Genomic DNA, 18963 nt, shown 5'->3' on the forward strand with positions numbered 1-18963 from the left:
TGATTAAAATATCTATGATAAACACAGAGAATCATCATATTGATGTCAAACTACAGGAACAAAAAAACCACCTCAAGGGTGGCTATATAAATAAAAACAAATGGTAGTTAGCTAAAAACTAGTAGCCAGTTAATTGCATAAATCCCCATGCCTCGTTGGAACCCGATGCTAATGTAGGGCCTTCCCAGTAAGGGATAACAAAAGGGAGCCACATATTCGTGTTAACGACACGAGTCGTTAGATCAATGTCGTACTCTGGCACATCAATAACCCATTGTAATGGCAAGCGTTTTCCGTTCGACAAGCTGGTTACTTGTATCGGCTGAATCGTGATCTCTTTTTCTGACAGGTTAATCACTTTACCCGAACGTGTTGATAAGGTGCCAAATATATGAGGCATTTGACCATGATGACGATATCGGCTTACCGTCAACGCTCTGCCATCATCGAAGTTGAATGTGAACCAGTCCCAACCCTGTTGTCCTTCTCCGATTAGACCACTGCCCCACTCTTTTTGAGTCCAGGCCGTTCCTGATACCGGGATTCTTTGCCCATCGATATTCAGATTACCTTTCACATTAAGGAAAGGGGCACTAAAGCTAAAAGAGGCAACCGACTGCAAGGCATGCTTGACCTGAAAACCTCTGTCGCCATTAACAACAAATGGCCCACTCGTCTGCGTATTAAGGTCAACGCTGAACTCATCTGTCGAGACAACCAGTTTACCGGGGAAAGGTGTCGTGCCAAGCGATCGCCAGTTCCAATTGTCAATCCATAAGCTGAATGGACGGTTTTGCATCCCAGCCTGACCGATGCCACCGCGCGCAACACGTTGCTTTTTCCAAACCTGACTACCATGGCTGATGACAATATGTGAGATATATAGTTGTGGATTTTGCCAACCTTTGGTTTCACGTTCATCGGTAGCAACTCTAAAATAGCTCCACTGAACGTTATAGATCCCACCATTGTTATCTTGCAGCTTAGCAAAGTAATTCCACCATTCATGCTGGTATTCGGGGTGAAACCTAAAATCAGCTGGCAGTGAAACATGCTCATCAGGCAAAACCGGTTCGAAGATGGTTTGCCCCTCTCTGGTCAGTATCGAGTTTATCTCAGCCTCCTGAGTAACCGTCTCTTCCGACCAAAACGGCGAGTATAGAGAGCCTAGCAGTACACCCACTACCGCAATAAACAATACTGCTGCCAAGAAGCGCTTTTTGGAATTCTTTCTTGCCACTACAACGCATCCCTCAATGACTTCATTGGTGTACTTTTGATCATTCTAATAACAGGCAAAGCACCTGCCGCCATGATAGCCAACATTGCCCAAGCGATCGTCTTAGCGTATTCCCACGGGATCGTCTGTAACTCCAGTGACCAACCAAAAGATTGTCTGATAATAATATCCACAATCACATGAGCCAGCGCCAAACCAAGAGGCACTGCGATCAGCGCCGATATCGCCCCAAACGCGAACAGCTGTAAGCCACCGAGTAAAACAAGCTCTTTCCCGGACACGCCCATACATCTGAGTAATGAGAAGTGTCGCTGCCGAGATAGTTCACCTGCCAGTGTCGCAAAGAACAGACCGAAAACCGCGATGATAAGAGTAATATTGCCCAGCGTACCAGCGATAGCAAACGTATGGTCAAAAACACGCATTGCTTGGTTATAAATATTGCTATCATCAAAAATGCGATCCTGAGATAAGCGGAACACATTTTCCAACCTATTTTTCAGTCCTGCACCATTCACATTCTCTTCAAGGACAACGCCAAGCCCCACGTTACCCGTTCCTGCAAAAGCATACAGCCAGCTTCGATGAGACATCATCACTTGGTTATACGGGTTGCCATAGTCATAGTAGACACCTGCAACCTGCCACCCTTCACCAAGCGGCGCATGAAGATCAATCACATCACCAGGTCGAATATCGAGCTTTAATGCCATCGACTCACTCACCATCACGCTTTTACCATGATGTAACTGATACCAATAACTGGGCACACCTAGCTTAACCGTTAAGGAATCGAGTTCCCCTTCAGAAGGTCCGGTACTGACAACTTGTAGAACGCCCTTATCAGTAGGCAGATCTTTTTCCCAGCGCCACCACACGGACTTCACTTCAGGTTGCTGTTGTAACCAGCCGCTCATACGTGCCGCGTTATTGTTGTTGGGGTAAACATAAATGTCCGCCGCCAGACGTTGATTAAGCCATTTGTCGGTTGTATCTCTGAAACTTCCAACCATGGTTTCAACGCCAATGTTTGCGGCAAGTGCAAGCATAAATGCCATGCTCGCAACGCCACGATAACTCATACTAGCCGCGGCATCGGCGAAGAACCACCGGACTCTCACCCAGCGCAACGAGTAAGAAAAACTCTGAAATAGATGCCACATGATAAATGGCATCAGAAGGGCGACACTTAACATCATTAATGCGACGATGGTAAATCCGATCTCCTGTGTTTTCGGCGCTTGATATACGGCCACGGCGGCCACACAAAAAGCACACGCAGCCAATGCTTGCCAAGAGAACTCTCGGCCAGCAAAACGCATCAGAGAAAGACGGGAAGACAAGCGAATTGGTTGTGATTTAAGTAGGCGGATTAGCGGCCACAAACAAGAAATTAGAGCCCCCATCGCAGACATGATTAAGCTGTATATGCTCGATTTCCAAGACCAGCCGATAGATAAGCCAACGTTTGCATCGTACAAGTCGCTCAAACTTGCCGATACTGTCGGAATCAGTTCATTCGCAAGAATTATCCCGAAGAAATTACCACATGCCCAGGCGACCGTAACTAAAATAGAGAGCTCAAGTAATAAGGCTTGGGCAAGCTGCGTCCCAGACACACCTGCTTGGCGCAGCATCCCGACTAAGCGTTGACGCTGAATCAGAGACAAAGACATGGCTTGATAAAAGATAAACAATCCAACTAAAAACGACAGCATTCCCATCGCCGTTAAGTTCATATGGAATGCTTTCGTCAGAGATTCTAGCTCGTTGCGCGTATTGTGAGTCAGTGTCATGCCATTTGGCAGCATTTTCTTCAGAGCTGACAGCTTCTCTTCTGACATTTCACCACATAAAATCGAAGACAAGCCCGAGCTACGCTTCAACATGCGTAGTAAAGAGATATCCGTGATCAGCCTCGTGCCTGAAAGCAGACTATTCTGGTCAACTTGAAGCGGGCCCAGACGGCTACCATCGTTCATCTCAATAAAGTCACCATCTTGCCAACTCATGTAAGAAGCCAAGTCTTGGCTGATTAAGATAGGATAAGGGGGCTTCATAATTGACAGAATTGGCATTTCACCTAATGACTTCCCCTTTTGCAGAGGAATCATGGCTACCGGGTCAATACCAACCAACATCAGATTCATCTCTGACTTAGCGTCTAAATGAATGACATCAAACGGGGCACATTGATTAAAGCCAGCTCGGCGCAGTTGGATATAGAAACCTTGAGGAACTTTGTTGGCCGAATGTTTGGTACTGATTCGGTAAGGTAGCGGGTTAGAGAAAAGTCTCTCACCTGTTGTATAACTCTGTTTTGCATGTTGGTTAATGGAAGTAACACCAACAAGAAGTGATACGCCTAACGTTAAACCCAACCAGACGAGAATAATTTGCAGTGGGTAACGACGGTAATGACCGAGTAGTGCCTTAACTACGGGCCATAACATGCAGTTGCCCTCCTTGCAGTCGGATTTTACCTTCCATGTGATCGGCGACCTTCTCACTGTGGGTCACCAGCAACAATGTGCAATTCAGTTGGCGAGCAAGTGTAGTTAATAAACGCATTACCGCTTCAGCGTTTCGTTCATCCAAACTTCCAGTCGGTTCATCGGCCAGAAGAATTTGTGGCTCCATATAAAGAGCTCGAGCGATCGCAGCGCGTTGTTGCTGGCCACCAGAGACTTCTTCAGGATAACGGCCAAGAAGCGGCATCAAGTCGAGCGCGGAGAGAATCTGACGCCACAAACCTTGATCTTCCGGCAAGCCTTTGAGTTGACGACAAAAACGAATGTTATCCGCAATGTTTAGGGTCGGAAGGAGGTTAAATTGCTGGAAAATATTGCCGATATTATTTCTGCGATAGAGTGTTCTTAAGTGCTCAGGAGCATCATGCATCGCAAAACCGACAAACTGGATCTCTCCGGAGTCCACCGTATCAAGCCCAGCAATCAAATTAAGTAAGGTACTCTTACCTGAGCCACTCTCACCCATCAGAGCGACTTGCTCACCGCGTTGTAATGTTAATTCTGCCCCTTGTAAAACTGGGTGAAATTCTCCCCCATCTACATAGCCTTTACATAGGTCTGACAGTTTTAACATTAATATAGCCGCTCAACAGGTATCTAAAATCGGGGTATGAATCTACACTAAAATCCGACCAGTAGGAAGTAATTTGAATACTAGATCACATTATCAAACCGCAAATGCAACTCGACTCACCTTATCAAACTATTTTTATTGAAATTAAAGGAAAATTACTATCACTAAACGTATACATTCCCTTTGTAGGTGCACCCTTTACTTAATTATTTCCCAATTAGGTTTTTCATCCACTTTTTACTTCTAACACGTGGTAGGGAAATCACCCACTTCACCACTTCCTCGGTTAAAAAGAGCAAGTACACCCATTGAGGCTCCCAGCCAAGGTAAATAGCAGCAAAGGCAGCAAGCGGGATACCAATAACCCACTGTGCTATCAAATCCTGATAAAGACAGAACTTAACATCACCGCCCGCACGCAGAACGCCTACTATGACCATCATAGGAATGGAACGCAATATCACACCAATCGCCAGAATCAGCATGAACTGCTCTGATAGTTGACGCGTTTCTGGCGTCAAAGCGCTGAACGCATTCAGTATCCACTGGTTTGAAACCAACAATACTAAAGCAACCATAACTGCGATCAGAAGATTCAAAATCAGCGTTGCCCAGGCTTGATAGTAAACGGGTTCAAATTTCTTTGCGCCTAACTGATTGCCCACCAACACTGCAGCGGCATTCGACAAACCTATCATCATTGCCAACGCTATTGATTCAACGGGCGTCATCACTGACAGAGCCGCTAAGCCTTGGACGCCTGCTTGCCCCATAATCGCATGATAGACAAACAGCCCACCAGCCCATGCCAAAAAATTAAATGTCGTGGGTAATGACAAACTAAGAAAGCGCGTAATTTTTTCCAGCACTAGTCCAGCACGGATGTCATTCCAACCAAACGCAAGAATATGTTTCTTCGCCCATAAATAACCGAATAGGCAGCCCACTTCGATGGCACCGCTAATTACTGTCGCGATGGCAGCCCCGGTAATACCAAGGGCAGGAAAACCAAGGTGACCGAAAATCAACACCCAGTTCAACAACACATTCGAGACGATTCCAATTCCACTAAAGAATGTGCTTAAGCCCGGTTGGTGCATCGCTCGTAAACCAACGGCCATACTAGCAACACAAGCAACAGCAAACATACTGGCTGAAGAGGCCACCAAATAGTTAGCCCCCAGTTCAATAACCTGCTGTGAATCGGTGGTTAGACTCATGATGGGCTCTGGAAAGACCACAAACAAGAAAACGGCCATTGCGGCAAACACCATTGATATCACCCAAGTCAGAGATGTACTCTCTCTAACGCCCGCTTTGTCTCCGGCTCCCCAGTATTGAGCAGTCAACAATGCTCCACCGGTTGTGACACCGACTAACATGATGGTGGTGACAAACGTGGCTCGAGCGGCTACCCCAACAGCGGCAATTTCAGCCTCACCAAGCTGGCCGAGCATTAATACATCGACCAGGCTACGGCTGGAAAACATGATGCTTTGAAGTGTGATTGGAAGCGCTATGGCAAACAAACGACGTAAAAATGCCTTATCGGCGTGAATTAAAAGCTGAGAAAAAAAAGACACGAGCACTCCAACGACAACTTATTGAAAGAAATGGAAAAGTGTCTCATGATTATACTTGGCGGTGATTATTCCACCAACAAAAAAAGGACAAATAATGAAAAAGGTGTTGGTACTTGGCGCGTCTGGATACATAGGCTCTCAACTTCTACCTCTTCTGCTTGATAAAGGTTACAGCGTCACAGCAGCGGCGCGACATATCGATTATTTAGAATCAAGAGCCCGCCCTCATCCAAACCTGACTCTGAAATACCTCGATTTGGCGGACGCTGAAGCGACGTTATCGATTGTGACCGATTTTGATTTGGTGTTTTTTCTGGTCCACGGTATGGCTCAGGGCGATGACTTTGTCGAATACGAGCTTAACCTTGCGCTGAACTTCAAACTCGCGTTAGAAAGAAGCAAAGTCAAGCATGTAATTTATCTGAGTGCAATCCAACCCCAGACAGGGAACTCGCGTCATTTAGCCGCACGGAAAGCAACCGGAAAAATCATTCGTCAGTCCGGTGTTCCAGTTACAGAATTGCGTGCTGGCGTGATTATCGGTCCAGGCTCTGCAGCATTTGAGATAATGCGTGACTTCGTCTATAACCTACCCGTTTTAATCACACCAAAATGGGTAGACTCCAAAGCCAACCCGATAGCGCTTGCGAACCTTAATCATTACTTACTCTCCCTGGCCGCAGAATCACCACCAGCAGACAGTTTGATTTACGAAATTGGAGGGCCAGACACCCTCAGCTATCGAGAACAATTTCAAGTCATTTGCCAGGCAACCAACAAGCCATATCGATTGTGGTCTACCCCAATCCTTACTCCTAAAATGGCATCTTACTGGCTCGGGCTGGTTACTTCCGTTCCATCAAGTATTGGCAAGGCGTTACTTGCGGGATTAGAACACGATTACATTGCAGAATCTGGGGCTATTGAAGCGAAATTTCCGCAAGATATGATCAGTTACGAACAAGCGGTAACAGAGGCAATCGCGCACGAGGGAACGTTTGTTCGCAGTAATGTTTGGGGTTTCGAACCCGCGGCCTTAAAGCGTTGGCAGCCCGGATATGGTTACTTTCCCAAGCAGGCCGGAGCTAGCATCAAAACCAAAGCATCCGCAGAATCTTTGTGGAAAGTTGCCCAAAAAATTGGTAGCCGAGAGAAAGGATACTACTTTGCAAATATTCTTTGGCGCACACGCGAATGGATGGATATCTTTTTTGGTGGCGGTAAACCCGTTCGAGTCTCCCCTCCCGGACCGGAGCTCAAAGTAGGTGATTTCATTGACTCATGGAAAGTCATCCGTTGTGAAGAAAACCAGTTCTTATCACTGTTTTTTGGCATGAAAGGCCCTGGGCTTGGACGCTTAGAAATCACTATTAAAGATGGGGGCGATGAACGAGAGTTGGATATAACGGCGTGGTGGCACCCGCAAGGTTTTCTGGGGCTGCTTTATTGGTTTGCGATGATGCCGGCCCACCTATTTATCTTCAGAGGTATGGTGAAAGCAATAGCAAATGAAGCGCAAAACGATAATTCGAACTCTGCTGGCGGGGCTGATACCAGTAAGGCATAGAAAAGTAGAGCTTATAAAAAAGCATCAGAGACATTACAAATCTGATGCTTTTCTGTTTATCAAAGCGAAGAAATTACGCTTGGAAACTTAGCGGGATCTCTGCTAGCTGATTGCCTTCGTTAGCAGGGAAGATTAGGTACTCACCATGGTATTTAACAATCGATTTGTAATCCGTAACCTTATGCACCATAAAGCCCGCCTGCGATGCTTTTTCGACGAACTCAGCATGATTACCGCGCACAAACCAACTCATGGGTTTAACCAATAACTCACCATCAAAACAGCTTTCACACTGATCGGTACAAAGTGCTAATGAGTTTGGACCTTCGGTAAAAATCTGAACCTTACCGCATCCCAACAATTGCTCAGAGGTAGACACTTCCCAGCCGTCTTGCTCCATGAGATCCAAAAAGGCGTCAATGTCAGAATCTTTAATCGCTTTGGCTTCTTCTCCTTCAGGGAAGAACTGTGCGTAATAGGCTGAGATACGTTTAAAAATAAACAACAAGCCGGAATCATTCCCTTTTGAACGTCCCGCTTTTTGCCAACGAGTCAGGTCATCGCCCACAACTCGGCCAAAATTTTGCGATTTCAGTGCTTTTGTTACCCAACGTACCAAGTAATGGTTGTTAGCCACAGGCGCATTCGCCAGCTTACCTGAGCGATGCTGCGCATCTAAATCTGCCAACGCAGAGTTAACCAGGTTCTGAATTTCTTTGGTGTAATCCGACATTACGCCTTTCTTCCTAAAGTCCAATAAAACAGTGCTGACAGCACTGAACAAGCAAACATAACAATGAGCATTGGCCATGCAACGCCACCCGGAAGTGCCGCCACGAACGCACCAATCAACGATCCCATGCCGAATCTTAATGTGCCGGCTAGTGACGATGCAGTACCTGCCATGGATGGATAGCCACTTAAAAGTAGTGCCATAGCGTTACTGCCAATCGTCGATAACGTACCAATAAAGAGCACAACAAAAGGTACCGTGCCCCATAAACCTAAATCCAACAACCAGGCCACTAACAAACCAATACCGGCCAAAAGCTGTACAGACAGACCAAAACGAAGCATGGCATGCGACCCCACTTTTTTCACTAAGCGGCCGTTAATGCTGGTCATGATGATCATCGCGACAATATTCAAACCAAACAGGTAACCAAAATAGTCAGGTCGAACACCGTATATATCAATATAGACAAATGAGCCCGCGGTAAGGAAAGCAAACATTCCAGAGAATGAAAATGCGCCAGCTAACATCAGGCCCAGCGCTTCTGAGCTAGAACACAAACGAGCGTAGTTTCTTAGCGTGGTACGAAAGCGTAAAGGTTGACGATTTTCTGGTTTCAATGTTTCAGGAATCTTCCAAAATACCATTGAAATAACCACCACGGCGAATATCGCCAGTACCCAGAAGATCGATCGCCATCCAAACCAAATCGCAAAGTGACCACCAATCATCGGCGCAACCAGCGGCGCTATTGTGATGACGAGAGTCACGAATGACATCGTACGGGCGAAGTCTTCACGCTCAAACATGTCGCGAACGACTGCCTGGATAATAACCGCCGCTGCGGCTCCAGCGAAACCTTGTGCAGTACGAACATAAGTAAGAGCGTCAATGCCATTTGTAGTCGCACTCACGACGGCCGCTAATCCGAAGAAAAACACACCTAAAATCAGAACAGGTCTGCGTCCAAAGCTATCTGAGAGCGGGCCGTGGATTAACTGTCCGATCGCAAAGCCCGCGGTATATGCCGTTAACGTAATTTGTACTGCGCCTGGCGCGACACCGAGATCTTTCGCGATCGCCGGCATCGCAGGCAAATACATATCAATGGCAAGCGGAGTCAGTGCACCAATCGCCCCAAGAACGATGAATAGTAAAAAGGAGATTTGGGATTGCGGAGCACTTTGAGCTTTTTCTGTCATTCTTTTACCTCTAGTTGTGTCCTAATCACTCACACCCTGTCATGGATGCAGTGATCGATGAAGCTTCTCATGTCGTTGATTGTAGGAGTAACGGCAACGCCACAATCTCGTTTTACAAGGTTCAAAAGGACGAATGGATACCAAGATGCTGCAAACGACTCGAACAATAAAGCGCATGATAACGATTCAAATTCATACGCTGACGATGAGAGTAAAGAAGATGGACAATGAAGCCCACTCCACCATTTTTCACCACATCGGATGTTTTACGAGAAAAGTAAGTGTCTTAGATAAACGAGCCTCAGTTAATAACTTGAGGTTTGACACTGACTAAAATTGTCTGGCACTAAATCTATTTGGTAGGAGCCACCATTCTGAGCGATTTCCTACCAAAAAACCAGTTCCCAATAGGAACTAAATAATTTCCTAGAGCGATGATTAATTCCAGATTGAATCAATTTCACCTTGAGTCAAATAACGGTAATCACCCGGTTCGAGTGCTTCATCAAGCTCGATAGAACCAATGCGTTCACGATGTAGATACTCAACTTTGTTCCCGAGCGCAGCAAACATGCGTTTCACTTGGTGATATTTGCCCTCAACGATGGTTAGCAACAACTCATTTTCAGCTTCATTCACGATCTCTAAATGCGCTGGTAACGTCGCTTCCTGCTCATTGCGCAGCATGATGCCTTCGGCAAGTTTGTCAGCATAGTCAGGCTGAATAGCATCAACTAGCCAAACACGGTAGGTTTTTTCACATTTGTGTTTTGGTGAAGTAATGCGGTGCGACCACTTACCATCATCGGTAATGAGCACCAGACCAGTAGTGTCAACGTCCAGACGACCAGCAAAATGTAGATTCTCGATTTTTGGCTCATCTAACAACATGAATGCGGTTTGATTAAAGCCATCTTCATGTGAACAAACGAAATCAGCAGGTTTGTACAACATAATGTAGCGCGGCCCCGGCGCAGCAACTACACGGTCTTCCCACATGACTTCCGCACCTTCCGGTACCTTGAATGATCCACTTTTTTGAATGTCACCATCAACGGTCACTTCACCACTTTTGATGATCTTTGTCGCCTGCTTGCGCGTCGCACCCAGAGCGTCACACAAATATTTATCTAAACGCATGAATACCTCATTGAATTATACCCAAATGCTCTCCGAATCGTGGTTCTAAGATCACTTGGGTATAAAAGTCAGGTATTATAACGTCCCTAGTTGGAATAGTTGAGCAATTTCACATTTTTTCATGTATACACTTCGTCCCTATCAAGCTGACTCTGTAAAAGCGGTCATTCATTACTTTCGTAAACACTCGACACCTGCCGTGATTGTGTTGCCAACTGGTGCGGGCAAAAGCCTGGTGATTGCTGAATTGGCTCGTCTGGCTAAAGGGCGAGTGTTAGTTATGGCGCATGTTAAAGAACTGGTTGAGCAAAACCATGCCAAGTACGAAGGTTACGATTTAAAAGGGTCTATTTTCTCTGCAGGCCTTGGACGCAAAGAAACCGACCAACAAGTTGTCTTCGCTTCCGTCCAGTCGGTGGTAAGAAACTTAGAAGCCTTCAAAAACCAGTTCTCACTGCTGGTGATTGATGAATGCCATCGTGTGCCAGACGAGAAAAACAGTAGCTACCAGAAAGTGATTAGTCATCTGAAAGAGCTCAATCCCGGCATCAAGGTTCTTGGTCTTACCGCCACCCCATATCGTTTAGGCATGGGTTGGATTTACCAGTACCATACTCGCGGACAGGTTCGAACTGAAGAACCACGCTTCTTCCGTGACTGCATCTTTGAATTACCGATTCGCTACTTGCTCGATGAAAACTTTCTGACGCCAGCGCGAATGATGGACGCGCCCGTTTTGTCTTATGACTTTTCGCAGCTGAAACCCGCCAATACCGGGCGCTACAAAGAAGCGGAAATGGACATGGTGATCGACAAAGCCAAACGTGCTACGCCTCAAATCGTCGAACAAATCATTCAATACGCAAAAGACCGACATGGTGTGATGATTTTTGCCGCCACGGTTCGTCACGCGCAGGAGATTCATGGTTTATTACCTGAAGGCCAAACCGCAATTGTCATCGGAGATACGCCGACACCGGAGCGTGACGCCATCATTCAAGCGTTCAAAAATCGTGAAATTAAATATTTGGTTAACGTGTCGGTATTAACCACTGGGTTTGATGCACCGCATGTTGATCTGATTGCCATTTTGCGTCCGACAGAATCAGTCAGTTTGTATCAGCAAATCGTTGGCCGCGGGCTACGTCTGTCCGAAGGTAAGTCCGAATGTTTGGTTCTGGATTACGCCGGCAACAGCTACGACTTGTATCAACCAGAAGTTGGCGACCCCAAACCCGATTCCACCAGCGAGGTCATCACCATTCCCTGCCCTGCCTGTGGTTTTAATAACAACTTCTGGGGCAAATTGGACAGCAATGGCTTTTTGCTGGAACACTTCGGCCGCCGTTGCCAGGGTTACTTCGAAGATGAAGACACGGGTGAACGCGAGCATTGCGGTTACCGATTCAGAGCGAAATATTGTGGGGAATGTGGTGCTGACAACGACATTGCTGCGCGCATCTGCCACGAATGTGACGCCACATTAGTCGATCCGGATAAGAAGTTGAAAGAAGCGCTCAACCTCAAAGACGCATTGATATTCGAGTGCACGGAGATGGACTTGTCTGTATTCAAATCCAATGACGGCAAGTCCCAGTTAAAAGTTACCTACTCGGGAGAACCATACCAAGGTGAAGGGAACGCGTTAGTTCATGAGTTTTGGTCTCTCACTACCAAAAAGCAAAAACAGAACTTCAAAGATCAATTTGTTCGTCCTCACCTCGCGGACAAGCATCGTCCGTTTGAAGAAGCATCCCCTACTCGAGTCGTGGCGAATCAGCACCGATTTCGCTTACCGCAATTTGTCATAGCCAGAAAGTCAGGGCGATTTTGGAAACTGCGTGACAAAATTTTTGATGATGAACTGAAGTAGCGTTTACCAACTCGGGCGATCCATTTCTATGCTGGTAACCAGTGAACCTCTCCACTTTCTTGCTGACAGGTTCACCTTCTATTCATATACCGCTGCCTATAATCCTGCCAATTCTTCTGAAAAGGTTTTATTATGAACAAATCAACGAATTCTCAGCGTGTTGCGTTGTTTTTAAGTTTGCTTCCGATGCTAATTTCGGTACCTACGTTCGCACAACAAAAGGATCGGTTGGCATCACAAGACGGCCATGCGATTGTACAGGATGTCATAAAACCTGGCACCGAGATTGAATTTGATGAAGACCAGGATGAAGTCTACCGCGCGGTGCAAAATGGAGATATTCGACCATTCTCCGAACTCTACGCAACGGTCGAAAAGGACTTGTTTGGTCGTATTATTAAAGTAGAACTCGAAGAAGACAATCATGCGTGGGTTTACGAATTAAAAATTCTCTTTGACAACAACGTACTAAAAGTTGAGTACGATGCAGCAACATTAGAAATGCTCGAAGTGAAAGGTCGTAACTTCAACAAAGCACTGAAACCACAGCAACAAATAAATGAATAAAAGAAGCCACTATGAAAATACTTGTTGTCGAGGATGATCCTCGCATTGGTGAGCAAATCATCGAGACGTTGGAAAACACTGGCTGGGTACCAGAACTCTCTCAAGATGGGATTGACGCGCTATATCGTGCGACAACAGAAGAGTGGGATGCGATCGTTTTAGATCTCGGCTTGCCTAAGCTAGATGGTTTATCAGTATTGAAAGGCATCCGTGATGAAAACATTAACACGCCTGTGGTTATTCTTAGTGCCCGCGACGCGTTGACAGAGCGTGTTGAAGGACTGAATGCCGGTGCCGATGATTACCTCACCAAGCCTTTTGAGATGGTGGAATTGATCGCCCGTATCCGTGCCCAGCTTCGCAGAGCCTCTGGCAATGCTTCTCCTGTCATGCAAATTGGCGATCTGAGTTTGGACACCCGCACCTCTAAAGTGATGTGGAAAGGTGAACCGATTAACTTAACTGCGCTCGAGTACAAAGTGGTTGCCTACTTTGTACATAATCCAGACAAAGTGATTTCACGGACAGAGCTGGTCGAGCATATTTACAAACAAGACTTCGACCGAGACTCGAACACCATTGAAGTGTTTATTGGTCGTATCCGTAAAAAAATTGCCCCTAAAATCATTAAAACTGTCCGAGGATTAGGGTACCAATTAAATGCCAAATAAATATCGACTGCCGCTGTACCCTTTAAAACGGCTCAGTATCAAAAGCCGACTGGTACTGGCTGCCGTCGTTTGGTTAACCGCAATGATCCTGGCTGCTGGCGTCACCATTCCGACTCAAGTGTATAACTACATGGTGGATGATACTCGCTCACAATTGAGCGTCTTCATGGACGAGATCGCTGCGCAATTAGAAATCGACAAAACGGGCCACTTATCTCTCGCGGCACAACTTTCTGACCCACGCTTTAACAGACCTTATAGCGGTTTATACTGGAGCGCTTCAACCAAAACTCACCTCGAACGTTCTCGCTCTTTATGGGACAAAAGAATCGAATATAAAGAGCTTGATAAAGACGCTTATGGCGCTCGCGATGAGAAACTAATTACCTTGGAAAAAGTACTGTATTTACCCGACTACAATGGCCCGATTCATGTTGTTGTCGGCATTGATGAGGCCCCAATCAAAAATACGCTTCAAACGTTAATTGGCCAATTATGGTTAATTTTAGGCTTGCTGTTTGCTGGCGTGCTTACCGTTATTCTGGTGCAGATAGCATGGTCTTTAAGCCCTCTGACTAAATTACAGAAAGAGCTGGCAGAGCTTAAATCAGGAAATAAAACCAGCCTGGAAGAGACCTACCCCAAAGAGATCTCACCCTTAATCTCCGATCTTAACGCGCTACTCTTTCATTATCAGGAGCTTTTGGAACGGGCACGAAATCATGCCGGGAATTTATCCCATGCGTTAAAGACACCATTATCTGTCCTGAAAAACGAAGTCCGCACCTTGGATACAACCGTCCAGTCCCGATTAGATGAACCTCTGAATCAAATCCAATCGCACATTGATTACCACTTAGGGCGAGCGAGAATGGCGGGATCAATGAATATCCTCTCCGTCAAAGCCAATCCAGCGCAGCGAGTCGATGCCATTTCTATGGCCTTTGATAAAGTCTACGTCCAACGTGACATCACTTTGGTCAATGAACTCGACTCTGAATTAAACGTGGCGGTAGAGAAAAGTGATCTTGACGAGATGTTAGGTAACCTACTTGAGAACAGCTACAAGTGGGCAAACCAAATGATCCGCGTCCACTCCACTCAAGATAAGGAAAATATCCGCCTTATCATAGAAGACGACGGCCCGGGAATTCCTCAAGAGCAGTTAGAGCGTGTGACTCAACGAGGCTTTAGACTGGATGAAGAAACGCCGGGCTCTGGGCTGGGGTTAAATATTGTCAGTGAAATGGCGCATAGTTACCGCGGACAGTTAGATCTAGAATCAAGCAAAATGGGTGGGTTGAAAGCCACACTGATATTGCAGAGAAGCCGAGCATAAGCACTTTATTAACACTCTACTCTCGCGTTTAATAAACTGGCAAGTTGGTGAAAATAAACGCAAGTGGCACGATTTTTGTCCGACCGAATTAAAATGCCGCTATCAGACACACTTTATTAGGTTGTTTTTGTTGATTTAGATGCAATTTGGGTTGCTGAAGTTCGAGTGGAATGATAGTATCCGCGCTCGCTTGAACAGTTCCTGTTTCAAGCCTTACCACAAACAACAAGGTCGCATTGTTGATTGTGAAAACTTTATTTTTACTAATTTGAGAGTAAATACTATGAAATTCGAAGCAGTAGTACGTACTGAACTAGGTAAAGGTGCGAGCCGCCGCCTACGTCACGCTGGCAAATTCCCTGCAGTTGTATACGGCGGTGAAGAAGCAGCAGTAGCTATCGTTCTTAACCACGACGAAATCGTTAACCAAATGGACAAGCCTGAGTTCTACGAAGCGCTAGTTCTAGTTATCGATGGCAAAGAAGTTAACGTCAAGCCACAAGACGTTCAACGTCACGCGTTCAAGCCAAAAGTTGAGCACATGGACTTCATCCGTATCTAATTCCCTACCAAGGAATTACTCGGATTAAATCCAAACCTTTTGCATAAAAAGATAACCGGACTTACCAACCGACCTATCTTAAAAAATTTCAAAACCCCGGAGACTTACCACCTCCGGGGTTTTACTATTTTAGGCCTTTAATCTTTCTTGCTCAGAAAGAACCGTGCTGTCTCAGAAAACTATCCACTGCCCTAACAAGTATAAAGCCATGCGCTACCTGCTTCTTAATTGAGACAACAATAGAAAAATCTAAAATCCCACTCTTTATCTGCTTGATGCCTCAAAATATGCATCCCGAATCCCATCAATAGGGTGCAATTCTATTAACTGCTTCACAAAAATAGCCCCCAAAAAGTACAAGTTAGACTCTAAAAACCGTTTCTGTTTATTTGTAGACAACGCTTGCAGGCTTGCTAAGTTGTTGATTTGATACAAATATAAATAAGATCTTGATCACTAAACTTTCATGTTAATTCCGTATATTGCACGCCGTAACAATAACAAAATCACAAACAAAGGTTCTCCTTATGCAATTTTCCAAATCTCTCTTGGTATTTTCAGTAAGCGCGATTTTAGCAGGATGTGGTTCAGACAGTGATAGCATCGCTACAACTTGTGCAACCGCTGATTCATGTACTAAATTCACCGTTCTTCATACTAACGACAACCACGGCCGTTTTTGGCATAACTCTTATGGCGAATACGGCATGGCTGCACGTCACACTCTAATCCAATCTATTCGTGCAGAAGTGGCAGCAGACGGTGGTGAATCCATTCTCCTGTCTGGTGGTGACATCAATACCGGCGTACCAGAGTCAGACATGCAAAATGCGAAACCTGATTTCATCGGCATGAACCTTATCGGCTACGATGCAATGGCGGTCGGCAACCACGAATTTGATAACTCATTAGATATCTTAGATATGCAAGCTGAACTGGCAGATTTCCCTATGCTAGCAGCGAATATCTACAAGAAAGATACTGACGGTAACGTCACCGATGAACGTTACTTTGCACCGTACAAAGTGTTCACGATTAACGGCCTAAACGTCGCGGTTGTTGGTCTTACGACAAAAGATACGGCAAAACTGGTTAACCCGGACAACGTAGCGGACATCTACTTCGCAGATCCTCAAGACGAAATTAAGAAAGTTCTTCAAGAAATAAAAGACAACGAAAATGTCGACCTTGTATTCGCAACGACTCACATGGGCCACTATCACGATGGTAACCATGGCAGTGAAGCTCCGGGTGATGTACTGCTAGCCCGCTCTCTTGAAGAGGGTCAATTGGATGCCATCATCGGTGGTCACTCGCAAAATCCTGTTTGTATGGAGCCGGGCACCAACGAATACGCGGACTTCAATCCAGGCGATGACTGTACACCAGACCAACAAAATGGCACTTACATTATGCAAGCTCATGAATGGGGCAAATATGTGGGTCGCGCCGACTTTGAATACTTTGACGGAAAACTGCACCTAGCCAACTACGCATTAATTCCAGTTAACCTACTCGATGAAAGCGACGAAGTGATTGGCGAATATATCCAGCCAGACGCGACGGTCCAAGATACGCTTCGTACCTATCAGGAGCAAGGGCAAGAACTGCTCGATGTTGTTGTATCAAACACCGACGGAAAACTGGAAGGCGATCGCAACGTAGTACGTTCACAGCAAACAAATCTGGGCCACCTTCTGGGCGAGGCATACCGTAAATACAAACTAGTCAATGCTGACTTTGGCGTGATGAATTCTGGTGGCGTACGCGACTCAATCCAGGCGGGTGATATTACTTACCGCAGCGTCCTCACCGTACAGCCATTTGGAAACTTCGTAACTAAAGCGACCATGACAGGCCAGGAAGTAAAAGATTACCTGGACGTTGTGGCAACGAAATCTGCAGGCTCTGGTGCTTATGCGCAACTGGACAACATCACTCTGGATGTCGATTGTGATGCTGGCTCTGTATCAATCACGGATATTAATGGCAAAGGCTTCGATTTGAACGCAACGTATACCTTCTCTGTTATCAGCTTCAGTGCCGCTGGTGGGGACGACTACCCAGTCATTGACGTTGAATCAACCCAAATGACCGATGCTTCTGTATTACGAGAGTTCTTTGTTAATAATCCTCAAATTTCAGCGACTGATTATGAAAAGAATTTGGACAACATCCAATACTTCAGCAACAGCCAAAATGTAACAGGATGCCCAGCAACAAGTAGCTAATCATTTGATTTTATAAAATTTCATAGAGGCTCGATGGGGAACTTTCGAGCCTAAGCTTCTTCCTCAAATAACCGGAACCATCTCGCCCCGGTTATTTTCTTTTGCATAAATTGCTGAAAATTATCCACCTTCACAAACTGTTCAAAAAATGTTCATTTGTATTGTTGACGCCCCTGTGTTGGGCTTCTATGTTTGATAAGGTCTTTCGAATATACAGGCTCGTTAATTAACTTTTCCGGACAAATTGATCGGTAGTGAGAGCGAGTGTGAGAAAGATGCGAATGGCGTTGCAAACACTGCTCTCAAACAACTTGTCTTTGGACTTCCAACTACGGTGACTCGCCTCAACGCGTACACCAATGAGCAGCGATTCGGGGCGCCAATGTGTGTCAAATGCTGCCATCGAGTTCTGGAGGTCAAAAATGAAACGAGCCAGCAATAGCTACCGACTTCAAATGATAAAGGAAGTGGTTACCCGTAGAGAACGAGAAGCCTGTACGGATCCTATGGCGAAATATATCCATAGACTGATGGATGAACATCCGGCGAGTAAATTAGATGTTGAACTCAATCATCGATTTGCTGGAAATCACTTCGACGAACAAGCAGGAGGTTGGATTAGCGATACTTGGTCCATGAAAATGAAGTAGCGCCAGATGCCTGTTTTACAGAGCGTAATGTTTACAGAGCATAGTATGGATAGGAGCTTCCCGGCTCACAAGACGTTAATGCGGGCCGGGAATAAACGCTTTAATGCCCGTCTTTTTAAAACAAATCTTGTTGCGGTGAAGTCTCTTCTTTTGGCTGTTCTGTCTTTCCCTTCCCTGCCAACAGTTTTCTTCTGTAGCGCTGACGACATAACTTAATCACATGAAGCTGCTCAGCAGGTGTGTACTTCTGCCAGTTAAATCGCTCTTCTCGCTTACGCATACACCCTTTGCAGTAACCCTTTTCATCAGCGCTGCAAATGCCAACACAAGGGCTGGGGACGCTAAAAAACTCCAATTGCTCCATGCTAAAACCGTTCTTTAATTGTGAATGTCAAAAACGACTCAAATACAACAATACATTGCTGATATCCGGCGGTAAACTGCGTTATGTCAGGCTGATACGAAACTATTACCGTATGCTGACAAAAAACAGTGTTTTA

Annotated in this window: 16 protein-coding genes; 8 read left to right on the forward strand and 8 right to left on the reverse strand. The window is 45.7% G+C overall.

Annotated features, from left to right (window positions below):
• Positions 1–118: 118 nt before the first annotated feature.
• The 4 genes from OO774_RS09770 to OO774_RS09785 form a co-directional block, all read right to left on the reverse strand.
• Positions 119–1240 (reverse strand): lipocalin-like domain-containing protein, encoded by a 1122-nt coding sequence (locus OO774_RS09770; protein WP_264901929.1) that lies wholly within the window; start codon positions 1238–1240, stop codon positions 119–121.
• Entirely contained in the window at positions 1240–3693 is a 2454-nt protein-coding gene (locus OO774_RS09775) for an ABC transporter permease (protein WP_264901931.1), read from the reverse strand. The genes OO774_RS09770 and OO774_RS09775 overlap by 1 nt, the downstream gene beginning before the upstream one ends.
• Entirely contained in the window at positions 3674–4345 is a 672-nt protein-coding gene (locus OO774_RS09780) for an ABC transporter ATP-binding protein (protein WP_264901933.1), read from the reverse strand. The genes OO774_RS09775 and OO774_RS09780 overlap by 20 nt, the downstream gene beginning before the upstream one ends.
• 206 nt (positions 4346–4551) lie before the next feature.
• Entirely contained in the window at positions 4552–5928 is a 1377-nt protein-coding gene (locus tag OO774_RS09785) for an MATE family efflux transporter (protein ID WP_264901935.1), read from the reverse strand.
• Positions 5929–6022: 94 nt separating this feature from the next.
• Here OO774_RS09785 and OO774_RS09790 point away from each other — a divergent pair, with 94 nt between their 5' ends.
• Positions 6023–7495, forward strand: a complete 1473-nt coding sequence (locus OO774_RS09790; RefSeq protein ID WP_264901937.1) for an SDR family oxidoreductase — start codon at positions 6023–6025, stop codon at positions 7493–7495.
• A gap of 73 nt (positions 7496–7568) precedes the next feature.
• On the opposite strand, the gene OO774_RS09795 is transcribed toward OO774_RS09790, so the two are convergent.
• From OO774_RS09795 to rsuA, 3 genes are all read right to left on the reverse strand, one after another.
• Positions 7569–8228 carry a DUF2913 family protein gene (locus tag OO774_RS09795; protein ID WP_264901939.1) on the reverse strand — a complete coding sequence of 220 codons (660 nt, stop codon included), beginning with the start codon at positions 8226–8228 and terminating at the stop codon, positions 7569–7571.
• Positions 8228–9430 (reverse strand): Bcr/CflA family multidrug efflux MFS transporter, encoded by a 1203-nt coding sequence (locus OO774_RS09800; protein ID WP_264901941.1) that lies wholly within the window; start codon positions 9428–9430, stop codon positions 8228–8230. The genes OO774_RS09795 and OO774_RS09800 overlap by 1 nt, the downstream gene beginning before the upstream one ends.
• A gap of 438 nt (positions 9431–9868) precedes the next feature.
• A complete protein-coding gene (gene rsuA, locus OO774_RS09805; RefSeq protein WP_264901943.1) occupies positions 9869–10570 on the reverse strand; it encodes a 16S rRNA pseudouridine(516) synthase RsuA in 702 nt (233 codons plus the stop codon).
• A gap of 121 nt (positions 10571–10691) precedes the next feature.
• Here rsuA and OO774_RS09810 point away from each other — a divergent pair, with 121 nt between their 5' ends.
• From OO774_RS09810 to OO774_RS09840, 7 genes are all read left to right on the forward strand, one after another.
• Entirely contained in the window at positions 10692–12443 is a 1752-nt protein-coding gene (locus OO774_RS09810) for a DEAD/DEAH box helicase (RefSeq protein ID WP_264901945.1), read from the forward strand.
• Between the two features lie 132 nt (positions 12444–12575).
• Positions 12576–13010, forward strand: coding sequence for a PepSY domain-containing protein (locus OO774_RS09815; RefSeq protein WP_264901946.1), 435 nt, complete (start codon positions 12576–12578; stop codon positions 13008–13010).
• An 11-nt stretch (positions 13011–13021) separates the two neighbouring features.
• Positions 13022–13681: a response regulator transcription factor gene (locus tag OO774_RS09820; protein WP_264901947.1), complete on the forward strand. Its 660-nt coding sequence runs from the start codon at positions 13022–13024 to the stop codon at positions 13679–13681.
• Entirely contained in the window at positions 13671–15020 is a 1350-nt protein-coding gene (locus tag OO774_RS09825; protein WP_264901948.1) for an ATP-binding protein, read from the forward strand. Before OO774_RS09820 ends, OO774_RS09825 begins: the two co-directional genes overlap by 11 nt.
• A 283-nt stretch (positions 15021–15303) precedes the next feature.
• Complete coding sequence (gene rplY / locus OO774_RS09830) at positions 15304–15582, forward strand: 50S ribosomal protein L25 (RefSeq protein ID WP_264901949.1); 279 nt, start codon at positions 15304–15306, stop codon at positions 15580–15582.
• A gap of 527 nt (positions 15583–16109) precedes the next feature.
• Positions 16110–17813, forward strand: coding sequence for a bifunctional UDP-sugar hydrolase/5'-nucleotidase UshA (gene ushA / locus OO774_RS09835; protein ID WP_264901950.1), 1704 nt, complete (start codon positions 16110–16112; stop codon positions 17811–17813).
• 422 nt (positions 17814–18235) lie between these two features.
• On the forward strand, positions 18236–18463 hold the full coding sequence (locus OO774_RS09840) for a hypothetical protein (RefSeq protein ID WP_264901952.1): 228 nt from the start codon (positions 18236–18238) through the stop codon (positions 18461–18463).
• A gap of 115 nt (positions 18464–18578) precedes the next feature.
• Here OO774_RS09840 and OO774_RS09845 read toward each other — a convergent pair whose 3' ends face one another.
• Complete coding sequence (locus OO774_RS09845; RefSeq protein ID WP_264901953.1) at positions 18579–18827, reverse strand: DUF1289 domain-containing protein; 249 nt, start codon at positions 18825–18827, stop codon at positions 18579–18581.
• Positions 18828–18963 lie beyond the last annotated feature (136 nt).

Source organism: Vibrio sp. STUT-A11, from assembly GCF_026000435.1.
Taxonomy (GTDB): Bacteria; Pseudomonadota; Gammaproteobacteria; order Enterobacterales; family Vibrionaceae; genus Vibrio.